This window comes from Erythrobacter sp. S57(2025), from assembly GCF_057365055.1.
The window spans coordinates 2808220-2826509 of the sequence record NZ_CP200299.1 but is presented as its reverse complement, the minus strand read 5'-3'; the positions used below and the strand labels follow the sequence as shown (position 1 = coordinate 2826509).

General features: G+C 58.3%; 21 protein-coding genes and 1 tRNA gene. 4 read left to right on the top strand and 18 right to left on the bottom strand.

Features of this window, described 5'->3' with window-relative positions:
- Positions 1-5: 5 nt before the first annotated feature.
- Positions 6-938: a M23 family metallopeptidase gene (locus tag AC0V6N_RS13480; protein ID WP_486172495.1), complete on the top strand. Its 933-nt coding sequence runs from the start codon at positions 6-8 to the stop codon at positions 936-938.
- Positions 939-947: 9 nt separating this feature from the next.
- Positions 948-1973, top strand: coding sequence for an esterase-like activity of phytase family protein (locus AC0V6N_RS13475; protein WP_486172058.1), 1026 nt, complete (start codon positions 948-950; stop codon positions 1971-1973).
- Positions 1974-2042: 69 nt separating this feature from the next.
- On the opposite strand, the gene rpmB is transcribed toward AC0V6N_RS13475, so the two are convergent.
- Complete coding sequence (gene rpmB / locus AC0V6N_RS13470; protein ID WP_486172057.1) at positions 2043-2333, bottom strand: 50S ribosomal protein L28; 291 nt, start codon at positions 2331-2333, stop codon at positions 2043-2045.
- 150 nt (positions 2334-2483) lie between these two features.
- Here rpmB and AC0V6N_RS13465 point away from each other — a divergent pair, with 150 nt between their 5' ends.
- A complete protein-coding gene (locus AC0V6N_RS13465) occupies positions 2484-2939 on the top strand; it encodes a nucleoside deaminase (RefSeq protein WP_486172056.1) in 456 nt (151 codons plus the stop codon).
- Between the two features lie 10 nt (positions 2940-2949).
- On the opposite strand, the gene AC0V6N_RS13460 is transcribed toward AC0V6N_RS13465, so the two are convergent.
- The 17 genes from AC0V6N_RS13460 to AC0V6N_RS13380 form a co-directional block, all read right to left on the bottom strand.
- Positions 2950-3699, bottom strand: coding sequence for a SpoIIAA family protein (locus AC0V6N_RS13460; protein ID WP_486172055.1), 750 nt, complete (start codon positions 3697-3699; stop codon positions 2950-2952).
- 76 nt (positions 3700-3775) lie between these two features.
- On the bottom strand, positions 3776-4288 hold the full coding sequence (locus AC0V6N_RS13455) for a histidine phosphatase family protein (protein ID WP_486172054.1): 513 nt from the start codon (positions 4286-4288) through the stop codon (positions 3776-3778).
- A 15-nt stretch (positions 4289-4303) separates the two neighbouring features.
- Positions 4304-5005, bottom strand: coding sequence for a ribonuclease T2 family protein (locus AC0V6N_RS13450; RefSeq protein ID WP_486172053.1), 702 nt, complete (start codon positions 5003-5005; stop codon positions 4304-4306).
- Positions 5002-5442, bottom strand: a complete 441-nt coding sequence (locus AC0V6N_RS13445; protein WP_486172052.1) for a hypothetical protein — start codon at positions 5440-5442, stop codon at positions 5002-5004. Before AC0V6N_RS13445 ends, AC0V6N_RS13450 begins: the two co-directional genes overlap by 4 nt.
- The gene (gene nadC / locus AC0V6N_RS13440; protein ID WP_486172051.1) at positions 5439-6305 is read right to left on the bottom strand and encodes a carboxylating nicotinate-nucleotide diphosphorylase; all 867 of its coding nucleotides are present in this window, start codon (positions 6303-6305) and stop codon (positions 5439-5441) included. The genes AC0V6N_RS13445 and nadC overlap by 4 nt, the downstream gene beginning before the upstream one ends.
- Positions 6306-6420: 115 nt before the next feature.
- On the bottom strand, positions 6421-7218 hold the full coding sequence (locus tag AC0V6N_RS13435) for a LytR/AlgR family response regulator transcription factor (protein ID WP_486172050.1): 798 nt from the start codon (positions 7216-7218) through the stop codon (positions 6421-6423).
- Positions 7215-8486 carry a sensor histidine kinase gene (locus tag AC0V6N_RS13430; RefSeq protein ID WP_486172049.1) on the bottom strand — a complete coding sequence of 424 codons (1272 nt, stop codon included), beginning with the start codon at positions 8484-8486 and terminating at the stop codon, positions 7215-7217. The genes AC0V6N_RS13435 and AC0V6N_RS13430 overlap by 4 nt, the downstream gene beginning before the upstream one ends.
- A 105-nt stretch (positions 8487-8591) precedes the next feature.
- Complete coding sequence (locus AC0V6N_RS13425; protein WP_486172048.1) at positions 8592-9602, bottom strand: M48 family metalloprotease; 1011 nt, start codon at positions 9600-9602, stop codon at positions 8592-8594.
- 22 nt (positions 9603-9624) lie between these two features.
- Complete coding sequence (locus AC0V6N_RS13420) at positions 9625-10320, bottom strand: DsbA family protein (RefSeq protein WP_486172047.1); 696 nt, start codon at positions 10318-10320, stop codon at positions 9625-9627.
- An 11-nt stretch (positions 10321-10331) separates the two neighbouring features.
- The gene (locus tag AC0V6N_RS13415) at positions 10332-11699 is read right to left on the bottom strand and encodes a M48 family metalloprotease (protein ID WP_486172046.1); all 1368 of its coding nucleotides are present in this window, start codon (positions 11697-11699) and stop codon (positions 10332-10334) included.
- Positions 11700-11710: 11 nt separating this feature from the next.
- Positions 11711-12658: an alpha/beta hydrolase gene (locus AC0V6N_RS13410; RefSeq protein ID WP_486172494.1), complete on the bottom strand. Its 948-nt coding sequence runs from the start codon at positions 12656-12658 to the stop codon at positions 11711-11713.
- A gap of 9 nt (positions 12659-12667) precedes the next feature.
- Positions 12668-13774, bottom strand: a complete 1107-nt coding sequence (locus AC0V6N_RS13405; RefSeq protein WP_486172045.1) for a phosphatase domain-containing protein — start codon at positions 13772-13774, stop codon at positions 12668-12670.
- 80 nt (positions 13775-13854) lie between these two features.
- On the bottom strand, positions 13855-15636 hold the full coding sequence (locus tag AC0V6N_RS13400; protein ID WP_486172044.1) for a PAS domain-containing protein: 1782 nt from the start codon (positions 15634-15636) through the stop codon (positions 13855-13857).
- A 149-nt stretch (positions 15637-15785) separates the two neighbouring features.
- On the bottom strand, positions 15786-16223 hold the full coding sequence (locus AC0V6N_RS13395; protein WP_486172043.1) for a DUF2141 domain-containing protein: 438 nt from the start codon (positions 16221-16223) through the stop codon (positions 15786-15788).
- A complete protein-coding gene (locus AC0V6N_RS13390; protein WP_486172042.1) occupies positions 16220-16990 on the bottom strand; it encodes a sterol desaturase family protein in 771 nt (256 codons plus the stop codon). Before AC0V6N_RS13390 ends, AC0V6N_RS13395 begins: the two co-directional genes overlap by 4 nt.
- Before the next feature lie 57 nt (positions 16991-17047).
- Complete coding sequence (locus AC0V6N_RS13385) at positions 17048-17542, bottom strand: MmcB family DNA repair protein (RefSeq protein WP_486172041.1); 495 nt, start codon at positions 17540-17542, stop codon at positions 17048-17050.
- A gap of 65 nt (positions 17543-17607) precedes the next feature.
- A complete protein-coding gene (locus AC0V6N_RS13380; RefSeq protein ID WP_486172040.1) occupies positions 17608-18000 on the bottom strand; it encodes a hypothetical protein in 393 nt (130 codons plus the stop codon).
- Positions 18001-18119: 119 nt separating this feature from the next.
- On the opposite strand from AC0V6N_RS13380, the gene AC0V6N_RS13375 reads away from it, so the two are divergent.
- Positions 18120-18196 (top strand) — tRNA-Arg (locus tag AC0V6N_RS13375).
- Positions 18197-18290: the final 94 nt, after the last annotated feature.

The following is an 18290-nucleotide window of genomic DNA, read 5'->3' as shown; positions in this document are numbered from 1 at the left end:
GGGTTATGGGCTGGCCGCTGGCACTTCCCGCACTGTTTAGCATCGGCGCTCTCGCGAGCTGCATGGGCAGCGGTTCGGCAGTTGCAGAAGCGGCGCCTGAGGTGGTCGAAGAGGCACCGGAAGTGGTTGCGGTCGATGAAACGGCTCCAACCTCAGCGCCAGAACCAGCCTCCTATCAGAATACCCGCTTTTCCTATTCGGGTGAGATGACGCAAGGCGGCTATATTCGCGGCCTAGCGCCTGATGGCGTCGTGAGTGTGAATTTGGGTGATCAGGCGCTCGATATCGCTGAAGACGGGTCCTTCTTCGCGGCTTTCGACCGGGACAGCCCCGCTCAGCTCGCACTGACGGCGAATTTGCGCACCGGACAGAGCGTGCGCGAAACGCTCACTATCTCTCCGCGCGAATGGAACATCCAGCGCGTCAATGTCGCCAAACGTCCCAGCGGATCGTCAGAGGCATGGTGGGCGCGGCGTGAGCCCGAATACAACGCGATCAACGAAGCGCGCCGTCAGGTCACAGGGGCTGAAGGGTGGAAGCAGGATTTTATCTGGCCGGTTAAGGGCCGCATTTCGGGACTGTTCGGTCGCCAGCGCATCTATCGCGGCGGAGAGGCCGGCAGCTATCATTCCGGCATCGACATCGCTCCGGGCAATGGCGTGCCTTATGTTGCGCCTGCTGATGGAGTGGTGGTGCTGGCGCGGACAGGTTTCAGCCTTGAAGGCGGGCTGATCATTATCGACCATGGCGGCGGGCTTAACAGCGCGTTCCTACATTCCTCTCGCATTGTCGTGGAGGAGGGGCAGGCAGTGCGCCAGGGGCAGCATATCGGCAATGTCGGTTCTACCGGGCGCTCTAGCGGACCGCACCTTCACTGGGGCCTGAAATGGAACAATGCACGGCTTGACCCGCTGCTGTTTGTCGGACCGATGAATTAGGTCGCTCAGTTGCGTTCCAGATCACGATTGGCAGTGGTGGCGGCGATTGCGCTTGGCCTTGCGCCGGGCACCTTTGTGCGCACACCAGTGGTAACGGAGGGTACACAGGCTCCGATCACGATCACCGAACTAGGCGACTATAGCGGCATCACCGGCGAATTCACGGTTCTGGGCGCGTGGCAGATGACTGCGCCTCATCCGCTGTTCGGCGGGTTCTCTGCCTTGGTGGATGCAGGCGATGACGGGCTTTATGTCGGCACAGATCGCGGCTGGTTGCTTACCTTGCCGCTAAAGGAGCACGAGCCAAGCGCTGATGGGGCGCAGTTCACCAATTACGCGGACCCGCCGCCCGGCCTTTTCCCGCTGATTGATCTGGAATCGATGACCCGCGATCCAGAAAGCGGCACTTTGTGGACGGGCTATGAAAGCCTCAACACATTGCAACGTGATACGCCGGGGGCAGAGACCCGTTGGACCCGCCGCCGCCCCAACCAGATGCGCGAATGGAGCGCCAATTCCGGCGCCGAGACATTTGAGCGGCTACTCGATGGCCGATTTCTGATCCTTGCAGAGGCGCCGGTCGGTGACGAATGGCCCAATCGCCCTGGCCTGATCTATCCCAGCGATCCTGTTGAGAATGTGGAGCCGATCGAATTCGTGATCGACACCCCGCCCAAATTCTCGCCCGTCGACGCGACCGCTTTGCCCAATGGTAGTGCTCTAATTCTGCTGCGCCGGGTTGAAATGAGCCTGCCAGCCAAGTTCGACGCCGCGATCATGCATGCCGACCCTGCAACAATCGAGGAAGACGGCGTGTGGAGCGGCGATATCGTCGCCGAGTTTCAGGGTGGCGTTTATGGCGAGAACTTTGAAGGCATCGCCTATGTGCCTCGCGAGGGCGGTGAAAGCGGCGACATCTACCTTGTCTCAGACGACAACTTCTCAGTGTTTCAGCGCAGTCTAATTGTGCGGCTGGCATGGCCACCTAAGCCCGCCAAGGAGCCCGAGCCAGCAGAGCCTGAATCGGCCGATTAAGCACGCAAAAAGGGCGCGGGGCATAACCCTCACGCCCTTTTGAATATCTATGGGGCGAACCCCAAAGACTTAAGCAGCAGGTGCAGCTGCTTTTTTCAGCTCACGCTTCACTTTAAGAGCGCGTGACGAAAGCTTGTCGTCTTTGGTCTTGAGCAACCAATTGTCGAGGCCGCCATTATGCTCAACAGAGCGCAGACCGTGGGTCGAAACGCGGAATTTGAAGCTGCGCTCGAGCTTTTCGCTCAGCAGCGTAACGTTCTGCAGGTTAGGCAGAAAAACGCGCTTGGTACGGTTCTTGGCGTGGCTGACATTGTTGCCGACCTGACGGCCTTTGCCGGTAAGTTCGCAGATGCGCGACATGATATCTCTCGTCTTGTTTACAGTGCTGGGAGTTTGCCGCAAAACTTGCGGACCGATTGCACGGTTATCCCGGAAAGCGCGCCGCATAGCGGGCCACTTGCGAATCGTCAATTGATTCGTCGCCATTCGCGGACTAGCGCTACGCACATAATGACCGCTTGGCCGATCCCTAAACCCATGATGCTCGCATTGGAAGCCGCTCGCGAAGCCGCTGAGGCAGGTGAGGTGCCCGTGGGCGCGGCCGTGATGCGCGGCGAAGAAGTGGTCGCGGTTGCCGCAAATGCAACGCGCTCTCCGCCCGATCCGACGGGCCACGCAGAGGTAAGGGCCTTGCGCGCGGCGGCGCAGATGCTCGGGCAAGACCGGCTGACGGGCTGCGACCTTTACGTGACGTTGGAGCCATGCCCGATGTGCGCAGGTGCGATAAGTCATGCGCGGATTGATCGGCTCTATTACGCCGCCAGCGACCCCAAAGGCGGCGCGGTGGAGCACGGCGCGCGGGTGTTCGAACAAGACCAATGTTTGCACCGGCCAGAGGTCTATTCCGGCATGGGCGAGACAGAGGCGGCGGACCTGCTGCGAGGCTTTTTTAAGGAGCGGCGTTAGGCCAGCACTTCTATTCGCTAAGCCATGCCAGTGCTGCATCGAATTCGTGCAGTTCGAATGTGCGGATCTCGGGCTTCAACAGCTTGTCTATCACCCCGCTCATCCCTCTGATCCAGCCCGGCCCACCCAAGATGGCATATCGGTCCAGCTTCCCGATCAGTTTTAGCTTTGCTGACATCACATGCTCATTGAACATCGCGTCTATGTCAAAGCCGTGCCAGTTTTTTATGACCATCATCATGCGTGAACAGCCCGGTTGTTCAAGCCGGTACCGGACGAGGTCGACCCCGTCTTCGGCCTCCTGCGCGCTGAGGCGGCCAGAGAGCTCAAAAGCCACAACGCCGGGTGTATGAACCTCGATTTCGCTAAACGCGCCCTCATGCGGCTGGTCGCTTTTTTCAAGAATCCATGCGCGGGCGGCATCGCCTTCATCTTCTGCATAGACCTGATAGACAATGCCGGGCAGCAGGGCGCTTTCGAACCTCGCAGCTGTCCTGATCCAATCCTCATCCGAGATGATTGCAATCCGGTCGAGGCTGTAAAGATACTTCAAGAACATGCCCATATGAGCCAGTTCCTCGACCACCGCCGACATCGAAAAGTCTGAAAGGGACGTCACGTCGATTAAGAGGTTGCCGCCGTCGCCATCGTCGATCCGCTTTTTGACGAACTCGATTAGCGACTTTACGTCTGCTTGCCGAAATTCTGCAATCGCTACGATGCGATGTGCATGAGGGGCGATTTGTTCAATGTCGATCATGCGATGTGCCTACCGTTTGGGTTAGGGCTTAGTCATTGACCCAGATCAATCCATGGGCGCAAAACCTACCGGTGCCTCATTCCACCTCAAGCTCACTCACATTGCCTGCCTGATCGACGATGAAAACAGTCCCGTAATCCTGCTCAGTCAACTCCGGCGCAGTGTTCCCGCCGAAACGCGTCACCAAGTCGCCGACCGTGTTGCTGTGGCCGACCACCAGCACCGATCCTTCGCCCGCAGCGACCTCAGCGACCAGAGCAGCGGGATTGCGCGGATCGTATGGCGTGATTTCGACGCCGATCTGGCTTGCAAGCGGGGCACCGGTTTCCATCGCGCGGCGCGTGCGGGTGGCGTAGATTGCGGTGATATTCTTGTCGGCGAGCATGGCGGCAAGGCGTTGAGCGTTCGCAGCACCCTCGCTCGTGAGCACGGGATCATCGCCTGTCGCTTTTTGCAGATGCCTGATGATGAAGACCGTGTCTCCATCTGTGTTTGAAGCACCCGCATTGACACTGCTCGATGGAGCTGACGCCATGCACGCTCCCAGCGAGAGCGCCAAAAGCAGTACCATTGCCCGCAATTTCGTCATAGCTTGTCCCCGTCTTTATAATCCGCGCCAAATCTTCGCGCGAACCTGATCGCGCGCGCCGTAGCGCCGGTCGTCGCAGCGCGTTGGCCGGAACCTTGGGCCATAGCACAGCCGCAATTCTTGCAGCCATCCATCGCGGTTTAGCTTCACGCCGATTTGAGCCTCGCTCCAGCCCGGATTGGCCTCGGCAAATGCCTGTCGGATGCGGCCAGCGGTAAGGTTATCTTCGCGGCTGATCCGGTCATAATCGGGGATGCGATAGGAATTCCAAAGGACGCGTGTGACAGCGAAATAGGTTTCCGGACGGCGCGTCATGCAGCTGCCATGTTTGGCCCATTGGCGTGCTACCAGACGTTCGGAGGGCATCATGCACAGATTGCGGCGCAGCTCTGCCGGAGTGAGCGGTTCGTTTGCTGGGCACCATTGTGGCCAAGTGCGCGCACCTTGGGGCCACAGACCGTGCACGATCAGCCCAAAGCGGCCATTTCGCCCAGAGCATTGGGTTGCGTGTCGACTGTCCCCTTCACGCGTTCGGCAAAAGCCCGGCGACCAGCTGAGCGCCATTGTGTAGCCTGTGACTGGCACAACGCGGCGGTTCTGATCGGGTGAAATGCGCGGGACAGATGAGACCTGCGGCGCCCGGCATTGATACGCTTGGGCGTGGGCAATGGAGGACAGAGCCATGACGGCAAAAGCAAGGAGCGAAAAGATCCTCATCCGAATACGGCCTCCTCATCCGGCTGTTGCGGTACGAACCATGCCCTGGCCGATGGAGCGTATAGCATCACGCATCCAGCAACCAGAAGCCCGCCTCCAATCATCGCATCCCAGGTCAATGCATCCAATCCTTCGTCAAGCTGTCTGATTATGCCCATAAGCGGGATGAGCGTGAATGCGCAGACCAGAACTCGCGCGATGACGCTGCGAAACCCCCAGATCGCGATTACCGGGATGCACACGATCGAAAAGCGGGCTGAAAGTGCGACGATGACCCAGTCACGATCCCAAGGGAGTTGCGGCAGGATTTCGCGATACTGAAGCAGCCAACCGTCAATATCGTTGAGACCGCCAATCAGTGCCCAAAGACCAACGCCAAGAAAGATCGCAGCAAAGCAGTGGATTGGCCATGGCCGCAATCGAATGTGTTCGATCACAGCGGTCTAAAATCCAGCCCAACATCTGCCGCGGGCGCGCTTTGGGTGAGGCGTCCCACGGAGCAGTAGTCGACCCCGCTTGCGGCTTTGGCGGCGATGGTATCGAGGTTGATGCCCCCGCTCGCTTCCGTCTTGGTGCGGCCAGCGACCATGGTCACGGCCTCGCGCAGCACTTCAGGGGACATGTTGTCGAGTAGCAGGTGGTGTGCGCCCGCTTCGATAGCGGGTTCGATCTGGTCCAAGCGGTCGACTTCGCAAATGATCGGTTCGACGCCTGCATCCCTCGCGCGGCGCACGGCCTCGCCCACACTGCCTGCGACCGCGACGTGGTTGTCCTTGATCATGGCAGCGTCATACAGGCCCATGCGGTGGTTCTGCGCGCCGCCTTGGCGAGTGGCGTACTTTTCGAGCACGCGTAGGCCGGGGAGGGTCTTGCGGGTGTCGAGAAGTGTGCAAGTGTCTGAGCCATTACGCATCGCCTCGACATAGGTGCGCGCCATGGTGGCGATGCCGGAAAGGTGCTGGACGATATTCAATGCGCTGCGTTCTGCAGTGAGGAGCGCCCGCGCGTTCCCCTCGAGCCGCATGAGGTCCGCACCGGGCTCTACCGCATCGCCATCGCTGACTAGGCTTTCAATAACGCAATCAGGGTCGAGATGCCGGAAAAACGCCTCAGCCAGAGGCAAACCCGCCACCACAATCGCATCACGGCTGTCCATGACACCCGCAAAGCGCGCATCAGCGGGGATCACGCTCTCCGAGGTGACGTCCTTGCCGCCGCCGGGAAGCCCTACACCGAGGTCTTCGTCAAGGGTGCTGCGGATGAATGCGTCGAGGTCGAAGCCGGGCAGGGTAAGAGTCATGAGACACCCATAAACGGACCCTCAAGGTCCGCAAGCCCGACCGGGCGTCCGCAGCGGGCGCAGCTTTGCTGCGCGTCTAGCGAGGAGGAGAGCGCGGATGCGCTCTCCCACGCCATCAATGCACGAAACGCGCAACCACATCCCTGTAAGACCGGCTTACCTTCACCTCTGCACCCGAATCGAGAACCAAGAAGCACTCACCATTGGTGTGCGGCTTAACCTGACGGACTTGGTCGAGGTTCACGATTGTGCTGCGGTGGACGCGTTGGAATTTGCGTGGGTCCAGGCGGCGTTCCAGATCCTTCATCGTTTCGCGCAGGATCAGCGAATTGTCGCCGGTATAGATGCACATATAGTCGCCAGCGGCTTCGATATGCTCGATGCTTTCGACCTCAACGCGGAAGATTTGCCCGCGGTCTTTGACGTTAATGAGCTTTTCAAAGCGCTCAGCGCTTTCGCCTTCATCTGTGCCAAATTGCGCGGCGCGATCAGGCGCGACTTCCGCCAACACGTCGAGTAGGTGTTCGGCATCCTCTGCGCTCTTCTTCTCAGACAGACGCTGGCGCACGCGTTCGATTGTGTCGGCCAGCTTGTCTTCGTCGACCGGCTTCATCAGGTAATTGACCGCATTGGTCTCAAACGCGCGGATCGCGTGTTCTTCGTATGCGGTGACAAAAACGAACAAAGGCGGTTCGATTTCCATTACGCCTTTCACAACAGAAAACCCGTCAAATCCGGGCATCTGGATGTCGAGAAAGACGAGGTCGGGTTTTTGTGTTTTGATCTTGCGGATCGCCTCGCGCCCGTTTGAGCATGTGTCGATGATCTCGACATCGTCAAAGGGTTGAAGGCGCAATTGCAGGCCTTGAATGGCGAGTTTCTCATCATCGACGAGGATAGTGCGGATGGTCATGAAGAATTTCCGATAGCACGTTGGGGGTTGAGGTTTATCACATTGCCATGCGTTTCGTCTTCTTGGGCACCTGCGGGGGTAGGTGCCTCTGGCTCTGTGAGCGGGGGGTTGGAGAGAGATTTTTGAGCCGTTGCAGAGTTCTGCTCGGGCGCAAGTTCTTCAGCAGCGATCAATTCAGCATCGCGCTCAAAAGGAATTTCAATAAGGACGGTGAAGCCGCCACCGGGCTGGGAGCTTGTTTCGAACAGGTGATCCTCGCCATAGCCTTGCATCAAACGATTGCGGATATTGGCAAGGCCCACGCCCGTCGAAACCGGCTGTTCGATCATCGAGAGCTGAACCGGCCCATCTGCGCCCGGCCCAGTGTCTTCGACCGTAATCCTGAGGCGTTGGCCGATCACGCGTGCGGTGAGCGCGATGCGCGCGCCTTCCTCTTGCGGGCTGACCGCGTATTTCACCGCGTTCTCAACCAGTGGTTGGAGCAGCATGGAGGGTAGCTGCGCGTCCATTGCGGCGTCCTCGACTTCAAACTGAGTGCGCAAACGCTCTTCAAACCGCATGCGTTCAATGTCGAGATAGAGCTGCAAGGTCTCAATTTCCTGGGCAAGCGTGACCTGACTGCCCGGCTCCGTGATGAGCGTATGGCGCAGGAACTTTGACAAGCGCGTCAGCATCGCATTGGCGGGGTCGGTCTGTTTGAGCAGCACCAGCGTGCTGATCGAGTTGAGCGTGTTGAACAGGAAATGCGGGTTGAGCTGATAGCGCAGCATGGCGAGTTGCGCAGATGTTGCCTGCGCCTCCAACCTTTCCAATCGGTCCGCCTGTTTCTCAACCGTTAGGAAGAAATTGATCGCGTAATAAAGCGCGCTCCATGCACCCAGAAGGGTGAGCGGAATAACCGAAAGCCCGATGAAGCGCTGCGCAAAGCTCGTCTCGCGCACGCCTGCCAGATACAGTCCCTGAACCCAGGCATCGATACTGGCATGGACGAAAACCGCCGAAGCGAGAATGATCGCTGTGCCGCCCCATGTGACGATGGGTTTGCGATCGATTAACTGGCGATAGGCAACGGAAAGAACAAGACTGAGCGAAAAGCCCGAAATCGTTGTGACCAGGATCAAGACCAGCTGGTTATAGGGCAGGCCGTTGGCAAAGGCATTCACTGCGCGCAGCAGGAAATAGCCACCCCAGCCCGCGAACTGGAGGTTCCAGAACGCGCGGTTTTTGCTCGCAAAAAACGGCGCTGGCTGGATGTGCATCATCGCCATACTCCGCTTATGTAGCGCAATTTTCGCGAAGGTGGAGGGGCAAACGGCTCACCGTGAGTTGAATGGGCGCATGCGATGAACCGTTGAGCGCAGAAAATGGCGAAGTTATTGCTGGCCATCCTTGCCCTGATCGGGGTCAATCTCACGCTCAAAATGGGTGCGCCAGTCCGCTTTGCCGGTAGTTTCCATTAGCTCGCGGATTTTGGGGAGTTCGGCAGCGATAAATTCGGCGCGTTCGTCCCAGCCATCGTGGCTGCGGTCGCGAAACAGGCCGCCATCATGGCGCGGGCCCCATTCTTCCATAAAACGCTGAGCATAGATCGGATCGTAGCCCGCATTGGCCATGATCCACGGCATTAGCCGGTCCGCCTCTTTCTCTGTGCGGCGAATATTGCGGCGCCCGCGGCCATTGCGATCAAGCCATGCGCTATGTCCAAGCAAGTTGTGTGCGAGCTCATGCGCTACGACGCCTGCAAACACCTCCTCCTCATAAGCAAAGCCGGGGAATTTGATGCCGATCACCACCCGGTCCCCATCGGCAACCGCGCGGCTGCCCTCGCCCGAAAGCTCAAACCGGGTGGCGCATACGGGCACAGAGCGGACAAATTGCGCGCCCCCATCAGCAAAGCCAACCTCAACCGCGCCTGTGATGCGGAGCAGGGCGTCTATATGATCATGCACCCGCTTGAGACGCCGCCAATCGAGCCGCTCCCCTGCCACCAGATTGTTGGGATTAAGTCTGACCAGCCGTGTCACTTCGCGGTTGTGCGGGAAAGCCCCGCTTTCCCATGCAGGAGAATTGCGCGCAGCGGTCTGCACCGCGAAATCTCCCTGCATATTCAGCGCGCGGCGGGCGATCTCCGGCGATCCATAACTCGCCAAATCTTGCAATTGTAGCCCGACAGAGGGGATCACCCGGTCGCAAAACTCCGCATTGCCACGCACCATTTTCCAGCCGACATTTTGCAGGCGCTGGTCGAAGGATTGGAAGTGCTCAATCGCCGCGCGTTCCTCAGAAAGGTTAACGCGGTCCCAATTCACATCCGCACTCGCGCCTATGCCCGTGGGCATGGCGAGCATGATCGAAAGGGCAGTTAGGGTGGCAGCGCGGCGCATGGTTGAAGTATGCAGCAGCGGCTCAAGAATTGTCGAGAGCTTCCTTAAGCGCCTCATAACCAACTGCACCTGCAAGCGGGGTTTCTTCGGCGATAAAGGCGGGCGTGCCGCTAAAGCCGAGCGATTGCGCGAAAGTCAGGTTGCGCACCAACTCGACCGAGACCGCTTCGGATGCAGCGTCTGCGCGGGCGCGTTCCATATCAAGGCCAATGGCGCGTGCGGCGGCTTCGACGCTTTCAGGGGATGCCGGGCCAAGCTCGAACATCTTTTCATGAAATTCGCGGTATTTGCCCTGCATTCCTGCGGCCAAAGCCATCCGGGCAGCCCCTTCGCTGCCTTGGAAAATCGGCCATTCGCGCATGACGACTTTCAAATCAGGGTCTTCGGCGACGAGTTTTTGCACGTCGGCAAGGCTCGCTTCGCAGTAAGGGCAATTGTAGTCGGTAAACTCGATCAGCACCCTTGACCCTTCGGGATTGCCGATCACTGCGCCGGGGAAGGGTTCGTAAAGCTCATCACCCAATGAAGCGAGCCGTTCGCGCGATTCCTGTTTGGCAAGGGCTTCGGCGACTTCTTTGAGAATCTCGGGCCGCTCAAGCAGGTAGGCGCGTGTGCGATTGTCCGCAAAGCCAAAGGTCGACCAGCTCGCAGCCCCCAAAAAGCCAAAGGCAAGCGCAAGCAGCGCGGTCAGCAATGTGTTTTTCAAACTCGGTTCCATCTTGTTGGCGCTTAGCGTCTCTCGTCGAGACGTTCCAGCTCTGCGCGCGCTTGCAAGGCCACGTCTTGGGCGCGAATCCAATCGGGTGAGCCAAAGGGCAGGCCAGCCTCAGCCGCCTCTGCATTGCGCAATGCTTCGATATAGCGGCGGTTCATCACTTGCTGCTCAGCGCTGGCGAGCCGCGCGCGCGGAATGTCGCCGCGGGCGGCGTAGACCACGCCCAGCTGATACCAGGCGAAGGGGTTGAAGCGGTCTTTGGACACAGCGGCGCGCAGCACGCGCTCTGCCTCTTCGTAATTGCTCTCATCCTCGGTTGCGATCAGCGCATGGCCAAAGATGCCCGCGATCAATGGCTGGTTGAGCGTGATATCCGTTGCGCGGCGCAAGGGCGCGAGCGCTTCTTGCGGACGGCCCGATTCGAGCAGAACCTGACCCTTCAGCTCAAGGAAATAGGGGTTGTTCGGCTCATCAGCGAGCAGCGCATCCGCTTCTGCCAAGGCGCGCTCAACCTGAGCATCCTTGTGAAAAGCATAGGCGCGGGCATAGCGCGCGGGCACGCTTTGATCGGTTTCGGGATATTGCGTGAAGGTGCGCTGCGGCTCTGCCAGATAGCCATAAAGCTTTGCGCGAACCGCAAGGAACCGCTCCTGCATTTCAGGATCAGGCGGGGTTTCCCAAGCCGCATCTTCCTGCAGCAATCCGCGAAGGATCTGGATACGATCGCCTGCAAGCGGGTGGGTGCGGGTGTAGGATGCTTCGGCAGTTTGGCTAAAGCCGCGGCGAATTTCGAGGTTTCTAAGCCGTTCGAAGAAGGCGATCATACCTTTGCCGGTGATGCCAGCGCCAGAAAGATAACGTGCGCCTGCAAGATCGGTGGCGGCTTCTTGGTTGCGGTTGAAAGCTAGGAAGCTGCCAACGGCCGCCTGTTGTCCGGCGAGGATGGTCCCGATGGCCGCATCGCCTGCTCCTGCCAAAGCCGCGCCTACACCCAGCAGCAGCGAGAGAAGCGTGATGCCCTGTGCCGAGCGAGTGCGTTCGTTGAAGCGCACGACATGGCCTGCTGTGATGTGGCCCAGCTCGTGCGCAAGGACGCCCTGTACTTCGTTGGCGGTTTCAGCCGCATTGATCAGACCCGCATGGACATAAACAACCTGACCGCCTGCAACAAAAGCGTTGATCGATGGGTCGTTGATCAGGACGATTTCAACATTTTCCGGCTCAAGCTCGGAAGCCTCGATCAGCGGATAGGCCATGTCGCGCAGCAGTGCCTCGGTCTCTGCATCGCGCAGGATCGATTGCGCCGCGACCGGCTGGAAAGCAAAGGCCATCGCTGCAAACAGCGCCAGCGTAAAAGCGATAAGGGAACGATAAACGCGCATTTGCAGGCGTGCTAACGCGTTTCGCCCTGAACAGGAACTGAAGTTTCGCTTAGCTGCATGTCATCAGATGTAACGGCGTGCGCAAAATCAGCGGTGAAACGGATCATTTGGCTGTTGCCGCGCCATGGTGCGGCGTGTTGAATCAAAGGATCATTATGCTCCAGACCGGACATCGGCGTGTGGATCACATTGCCGCCTGCCTCCTCGATTAAACTGGCGAGATTGAGCGAGTGATAGGGGCCAACCAGCGTGTCTTCCTGCCCATGGATCAGCAACATTGGCGGAGCATCTTTGCGCACATGGTTCACCGGCTGCGTTTTCTCGAGCGGCTCAACATGGCCAAAGCTTGCCTTGGTCGAATCGCTATCAAGCGGCAGAAAGTCATAGGGTCCGGACAGGCCAATCACGCCCTTAATCGCATCGTTGGGTAGCCCGCGCCGCCCAAGCCATTGCTCTTCCAATGCGACCATCACCGAATTGTATGCACCTGCCGAATGGCCCGCGAGGACAATTTTGTCAGGGTCGCCGCCATAGGCCGCGATCTCTTCATGCGTCCATGCGACCGCGCGCGCTTTATCTTCGAGCATGGCGGGATACTTGCCATCTTCACCCAGCCGATATCCAACAAGAACCACAATGAACCCTTCGCCAGCAAAAGCGCGGCCAATAAATCCATAATCGACCGGATCACCCGAGCGCCACGAGCCACCATGGGTAAACACCAGCACGGGGAGCGGGGCAGTCACCGGGTCGCGTTGTGCCGGTCCCCACACGACCAGTTTTTGTTGTTCGTGCTGCCCGGTTGAAATCGTCGCTTTCAACTCTGCGCCTTGTGATCCGCCAGTCATGCGATCGACTGTATTGAGCACTGCAGGCCCATTTTGCGCAATCGCATATTGCAGCCCTGCACCGCCAACAATCACGACCGCCACCAGCCCGCCGAGCACCCACATCAACATTTTCAAGTCCTAGTCTCCTTCGCTGGCGGTTCGCACCAGCTTTTTAACGCCGCCCTCAAGGTCCAGTCCCGCGCCGCGCAAGAATGCCTTAGCCTGCGCGTAATCGCTCCCCGACCAGAATGGCACCCCTGCTTTTTCAATAATGTCGCGCGCATGTTCTGCCTCATCAGGCAAGGGTTTGCCTGAAACTGCGCGAATGAACACGGCGGCAATGCGTCCGGGAAACTCAGCCGCAATCGCGCCGAATGCAGCCAGATCCTTTTGTGTGTCATCACCGATCAAAGCGAATTGCAGGTCGGGGAAGGTTGTCAGGATATGGCGCAGAGCATCGCGCTTATGCGATCCATGCCCTTCTTTTCCCAAAGTACGCCGGTTTAACCCCCAATCGCGCAGCATCACTGGGCCGAGTGGCAATTTGCGCGCCCGCTTGAATGTGACGAGATAGGAAAACAGGTTCCACGGGCTAGATGAGACGTAAAAGACCGGGCGCACCCGTGCCTCAGGCGCTTCGGGATCAATGGGGGAGAAGCGCGGCTTTTGGGTGTCGCCGCCGATTGCCTCGAAAAAGGCCGATGCGCCGGGCACCACAACGCGCTCGCTTGGCATTTGCGCCATGACGCGTTTCCAATTGCGGGCAATGGCGCGCAAATTTCCAGTGATCCCCGTCTCGAGGATCGTGTCGTCAATATCAGATATGATACCGACCTTGGTGTGTGTGCCCGGTGTGAGAATATGCGCGGGGACCTCTTGCTGGAACCCATCATCGCCCTCCCACCGCAGCATCGCGGTTTCCCAGCGTGTGCGCTCAGCAGGAGGGCTATGATTATTCAGCTTGAGCTTGAAACGCGCATAGCCCTCCGGTCCGGTCTCGGCAGTTAGGGTCTGCGTCTCGCCATCAGCAAAAATGTAAGCCAGCTCCACCGCAAGTCCTGGCACTTCTCGCGAAGCATAGAGCGAGGCCATGGTTCTAAACCCGCGCCAAAAACTGCGCTTTTCAAACACGGGTTCGCGCGTGCGCAGCGCTCTGGCTGTAAGGAACACGGTGTCGGCGCTGCGAAAGCCGTAAAAGGGCTGCACGCGCAGGGGTTCGCGCCGATAGAGGAGGGGGAGCGCCATTACGCGAAAACGCCTAGCCTTGTCTTTCGTCAAGGCCAAGCGTCTAGCGTGGTGGCGTTAGATTTTGCGGGTTTTGATGGTCAACCGACCAGCTTTTTGGCCACCCGCTCGATCAATTTCATGTCGTCATCGACTTCACCGATCACACCGACATTACCCGATCCATCACGGCGAACCATGACGAGTGAAAACTCGGGACCTTCGCCAGATACAGCGGCCAGCGTGAGTTCTTCGAGTTCGCGCAGTTTTTCGGCCAGCTGTTCGCGAACCTCATCGGCAGACAACACCTCTTTGCCGCTTTCTTCGCGGCGCAAACGGCGTTCGGCTGCGACCACACCTTTAAGACCACCATCAGCATCGCTGAGGAAATCTGCGAGGCTGCCGCGCTCAAGGGCGTAGCGGTGGGCGTGGTTTAGTACGGCGGCATATTCTGTGAGGCGTGTCTTGTCGTAATCATGGCCAAAGACCAGCTTCACAATCGGCGTCATCGGAGCGCGATCCTGAACGGTCAGGCCATTGTCTTCGATCAGCTCGGCATAGGCTTCCGGCTCATCCTTTGCCGCGAGCGAGAAGTCATACGCACGGCTGACCGCGGCATATAGCGCATGGCGGCTGCGATCTTCTGATGCGCGGGCTGTTTCGGCCAGTTCGCGGGCAACAGCGAGGCAATCATGCATGCCAGCGTCATCTGCAAGGTCGAGCACCTGTGTCAGCTCAACCACGTCATCGACGTCGTCAGAGGGGCTATCAGTTGCGGACGCTTCTTGTGCGCTCGGCTCTACGACGACAGGTTCATCGACAACCGGTTCTTCAACCGCATCTTCAACAGGCTCGGCAGGCTGCTCAGGCTCAGTGCCTTCAACCTGATAATCCTCTGGATCAAAATGCTCTGCATCAAGATCGACAGCCTTTTTCTCAGGCGCTTCGATGTAGTCGGTCAGCGAGGCGAAGCTGTAAGAGCCACCATCCTCTTCACCTTCGATGATTTCTTCGCCAAACTCGTCTACTTCGGGTTCGTCGAGGTGGTATTGGCCAAAATCTGGTAGCGGAATGCCATCTTCGTCGGTTGGCGAAGCTTCTGCATCCGCATCGTCATCAAAGTCAGACCATTTGGCAGTAGGTTCCACCATCGGGTTGGTCTGCTCAACGCCCATTGCGGTTGGTTCATGCGCAGGCGAATCTGCCCATTCCGTTACTGGATCGGCGTGATGTTTGTGCGCGACATCTTCGTCGGCTTCTTCGGTCTCGGTGTCACCTTCAAGCGCCTGATCAATCTCAAGCAGCAATTCGTCAGCGGTCGCGGCGTCCGCCATCTCTTTCCAGTTGATGACGCCATAGATGAAATCGATGGTCTCATCATCGCTTGAGAATGGCAGCAAGATGCCGCGATACAGGATCGAGACGTCGCGCTGGTTCACAAATTCAGCCTCAAACCCGATCGGGGCCTGATTGGCGAGAATTTGCATGTAATGATCAGTAATCCGGCTCAAGAGGGAGCGCGCAGGAACATCCGAAAGCCGCTCAATCGAATCGTCGGTGCCGCATTCTTCGCCGATCTTTGTGCCGAGATACTGCACCACAGGATCATCAATGCCGGCCGAAAAATCGAGCAGCACGCTATTCGGGCCAAAATCATGCAGATTTTCAGGCTCTAAATCTTCGATGGACGGGAAAGTCGCATCACCAAGCAGGCTCGCCCAGTGATTATAGGCGCGCACCTGCATGCGGCGTTCATCCTGGCCGATTGCCTCAGGAGGCAATTCACGCACATTTTCCTCTTCGGGCGCGTCATTGACCGCGTCCCAGCCCTGACTTTCGTCAGCTGGTAGTCCTGTATCGAAACTGCCCCGCAAATTATCCATGGCCGGCCCGAAGCCCCTTTTATAAAACCTGTTTGGGAAGGTTTTGCCGCGACGTAGTAAACATCGCGTTAAGCTCTGGCCGAAAGTTGAAAGAGTTTTGAAGCGGTGACGTCAGCGCGCCGGTTTTGCCTGCGTGGACCGATGCATTTTTACAGGAAGTAGCGCATTTTGATCGTCAGATTTTGCGAAGCAGGGCCGACGGTGAAGACCGCGTCATCCCAATCTGGCGGCGCCATTCGCACCGGCGCATCGCGGGAAAAGCCATAGCCTTCCTTTGGCGCCATGCCGAGCACACGGTTGGCTTTGCCGTCCTCATTTTCATCATGCAGCAGTGCGATTGCGTATTCGCCCGGCGTGACATTGGGAAAGCGGAACGTGACCGTGCCATTGGCATTCACAACACTACGGCGCGCATTGGGATCACGATTGCAGCGCGGAAACGCGTTCTCAACCGCTGTGATGCAAGCACGCACGACACCGTCGGAATTGCGAATGTCTGTCACCGTAATGGTGATGGTGCCTGCCATGGCAGGAGTGGAGAGACCCATAAGACCCGCTGTCAGTGCGAGCATTGCGATCCGATTCATGAACTTGCTTCCTTAGTCGCTTGAGGCGCGATGCGTTTCGAAAGCCCTTTATCAGTGCCGCAGACGCGGTCCCAAAACCGGAAATAGAGCCCGAAATTGCATCCATAATCCTCATGGTGCTTTTCGTGATGACTGGCGCTTATCAGGCCGCGTCCCAACGTTGAATGAACAAAGCGGCGCGGGAAAACCTCCCAGCCCATATGATTGATAACGCCCATAATGGTCGCAACTGTCAGCACGATGCCCAGCATGGCCAGATGGATCGGCACAACGAAGACGAGCACAGGGATGACGATGGCGCCGCTGATCGATTCAATCGGGTGAAAGCTCATCGCGGTCCATGCGGTGGGCGGGCGGCTTTTGTGATGCACCGCATGCGCTGCGCGAAACAGAGCCGGTGAGGCGTGCATTGCGCGGTGGGTCCAATAAAACCAGCTGTCCTGCGCAAACAGATAGATCAGCACCGATAGCGGCAAGTACCAAGCGGGATAGGCGTTCCAATCGGTGTAGAGCTGCGAGTAGCCGTGATGGTTCCACAACCAGAACACTGCACCAGCGGGTAGGCCATAGATAAAGGTCGCGATCAGCGAATAGCGTATTTCCATGCGGATCTGCTTCGATTGGCCTGCGTAAAGTCCAGGCCTGATCGCCTTTGTCAGCCATGCAAAGAGCCCGCTCGCAAGAAAATAGCGCAGGGCCACCATTACCGTCATTGCGGTGCCAGCCAGCAAGAATGCGAGCATGATCGGCGTATCAGCAGGGATCATCGTGGAAGGTTATGGCGCACATTTCAGATCCGGGACAGTCCCGTTCGTTCCAAAGCGCTAACCTTCGCCGCCAATATCGGCACATTGCGGATCAAGCAGCGCGGTGTGCCGTCGCATCGCAATGCGCGCCAGATGCTCAAATTGCGCCTTTCGCCGGGCAGCAGCAAGCGAGGCCAGCGGTGCAGGTCGCAGGATTTCGCCATCATAGGCATCGGCAACAATCACACCGCACGCGTCAGGCAGATAGGCCTCACTTTGGAGCGGTGCGCGATCCAGCTGGGGTGGCACGCCCCAGTAAAACCGATCGCAATATTCGAGATAGTCAGGCCATTTATTGTCGCCCAGCAAATCACCGCGCGCGACCTTGATCTCAACAATGACCACCAAACCTTTGGCGTCGACACCCATCAGATCAGCACGGCGCCCATTTTTGAGCGGCACCTCGCCAAGACACCAGATATTATTGCGCGCAAACAGCCGCATGATCCCGCGTGTGACATCACTGGCGGTGCTTGTTTGCGAATCAAGTGTGGTGAGGTCAGCTGTTTCCATGCCCCAAGCCTGGAACATACAGCGAACACAGTCAAGCGACCGCTTGCTGTTTGTCAGGCCCTATATCAGGCTTTGTCGGCGACCGGATCAACCAGCGAAACAACCGCTTCGCGCGCCCTGTAGAATTCGCGCCAAAGGGCAAGCGCAGGCGCAGTGGCGTCGTTGCCGCGTTCGCTGAGCGTGTTGAGCGCAGCCAAACCAGGACGCATCATGGCATCAATGTCTTCCAGCCCTTGTGAGGCCAGGTCCTGCTGCCAGTCTTGCGCATTGCCAAGCATCGCGGGAAAGCCAGCGATCCGCGGATTGGGCCGTTCAGGCGCAAGGTCTGCCGCTTTGGCGAGTAGCGAGGCTGCCATGTGCAGGTCTTCCCATCGCTGAGCGAGAGAGCCCGCATTTTCACCGCTGCGCTGCGCGGTTTGCCGCATGGAGCGCGCTTGATCTGGTTGAAGCATCGACATGGACTCCACTAGTATCGGCCTTAACTTGCCAATGCGTTAAATCTGGGCGCTCGAACTGTCGGGAAAAGACAGGACTTGCCAAACGCCGCGCTGCTCGCGATAGGCGACGTGGCCTATCAGCACCCGTAGCTCAGCTGGATAGAGCGCTGCCCTCCGAAGGCAGAGGCCAGAGGTTCGAATCCTCTCGGGTGCGCCAGCTTTCTCTTACATTTTGAACTATCGCTGCGTGTGGGGCTGCCGCGCTGTGAGTACGGCTGATATCGAGTTGATGGACATGCTTAAGAACTTCT

Coding starts and splice junctions, on each gene's coding strand:
- AC0V6N_RS13450 (WP_486172053.1), bottom strand. CDS start 5,005: ATGAGGATCTTTTCGCTCCTTGCTTTTGCCGTCATGGCTCTGTCCTCC.
- AC0V6N_RS13400 (WP_486172044.1), bottom strand. CDS start 15,636: ATGGATAATTTGCGGGGCAGTTTCGATACAGGACTACCAGCTGACGAA.
- AC0V6N_RS13435 (WP_486172050.1), bottom strand. CDS start 7,218: ATGACCATCCGCACTATCCTCGTCGATGATGAGAAACTCGCCATTCAA.
- AC0V6N_RS13380 (WP_486172040.1), bottom strand. CDS start 18,000: ATGTCGATGCTTCAACCAGATCAAGCGCGCTCCATGCGGCAAACCGCG.
- AC0V6N_RS13410 (WP_486172494.1), bottom strand. CDS start 12,658: ATGTTGATGTGGGTGCTCGGCGGGCTGGTGGCGGTCGTGATTGTTGGC.
- AC0V6N_RS13425 (WP_486172048.1), bottom strand. CDS start 9,602: ATGCGCCGCGCTGCCACCCTAACTGCCCTTTCGATCATGCTCGCCATG.
- AC0V6N_RS13420 (WP_486172047.1), bottom strand. CDS start 10,320: ATGGAACCGAGTTTGAAAAACACATTGCTGACCGCGCTGCTTGCGCTT.
- AC0V6N_RS13465 (WP_486172056.1), top strand. CDS start 2,484: ATGACCGCTTGGCCGATCCCTAAACCCATGATGCTCGCATTGGAAGCC.
- AC0V6N_RS13395 (WP_486172043.1), bottom strand. CDS start 16,223: ATGAATCGGATCGCAATGCTCGCACTGACAGCGGGTCTTATGGGTCTC.
- AC0V6N_RS13430 (WP_486172049.1), bottom strand. CDS start 8,486: ATGGCGATGATGCACATCCAGCCAGCGCCGTTTTTTGCGAGCAAAAAC.
- AC0V6N_RS13415 (WP_486172046.1), bottom strand. CDS start 11,699: ATGCGCGTTTATCGTTCCCTTATCGCTTTTACGCTGGCGCTGTTTGCA.
- AC0V6N_RS13460 (WP_486172055.1), bottom strand. CDS start 3,699: ATGATCGACATTGAACAAATCGCCCCTCATGCACATCGCATCGTAGCG.
- AC0V6N_RS13390 (WP_486172042.1), bottom strand. CDS start 16,990: ATGATCCCTGCTGATACGCCGATCATGCTCGCATTCTTGCTGGCTGGC.
- AC0V6N_RS13455 (WP_486172054.1), bottom strand. CDS start 4,288: ATGACGAAATTGCGGGCAATGGTACTGCTTTTGGCGCTCTCGCTGGGA.
- AC0V6N_RS13480 (WP_486172495.1), top strand. CDS start 6: ATGGGCTGGCCGCTGGCACTTCCCGCACTGTTTAGCATCGGCGCTCTC.
- AC0V6N_RS13405 (WP_486172045.1), bottom strand. CDS start 13,774: ATGGCGCTCCCCCTCCTCTATCGGCGCGAACCCCTGCGCGTGCAGCCC.
- AC0V6N_RS13385 (WP_486172041.1), bottom strand. CDS start 17,542: ATGGAAACAGCTGACCTCACCACACTTGATTCGCAAACAAGCACCGCC.
- nadC (WP_486172051.1), bottom strand. CDS start 6,305: ATGACTCTTACCCTGCCCGGCTTCGACCTCGACGCATTCATCCGCAGC.
- rpmB (WP_486172057.1), bottom strand. CDS start 2,333: ATGTCGCGCATCTGCGAACTTACCGGCAAAGGCCGTCAGGTCGGCAAC.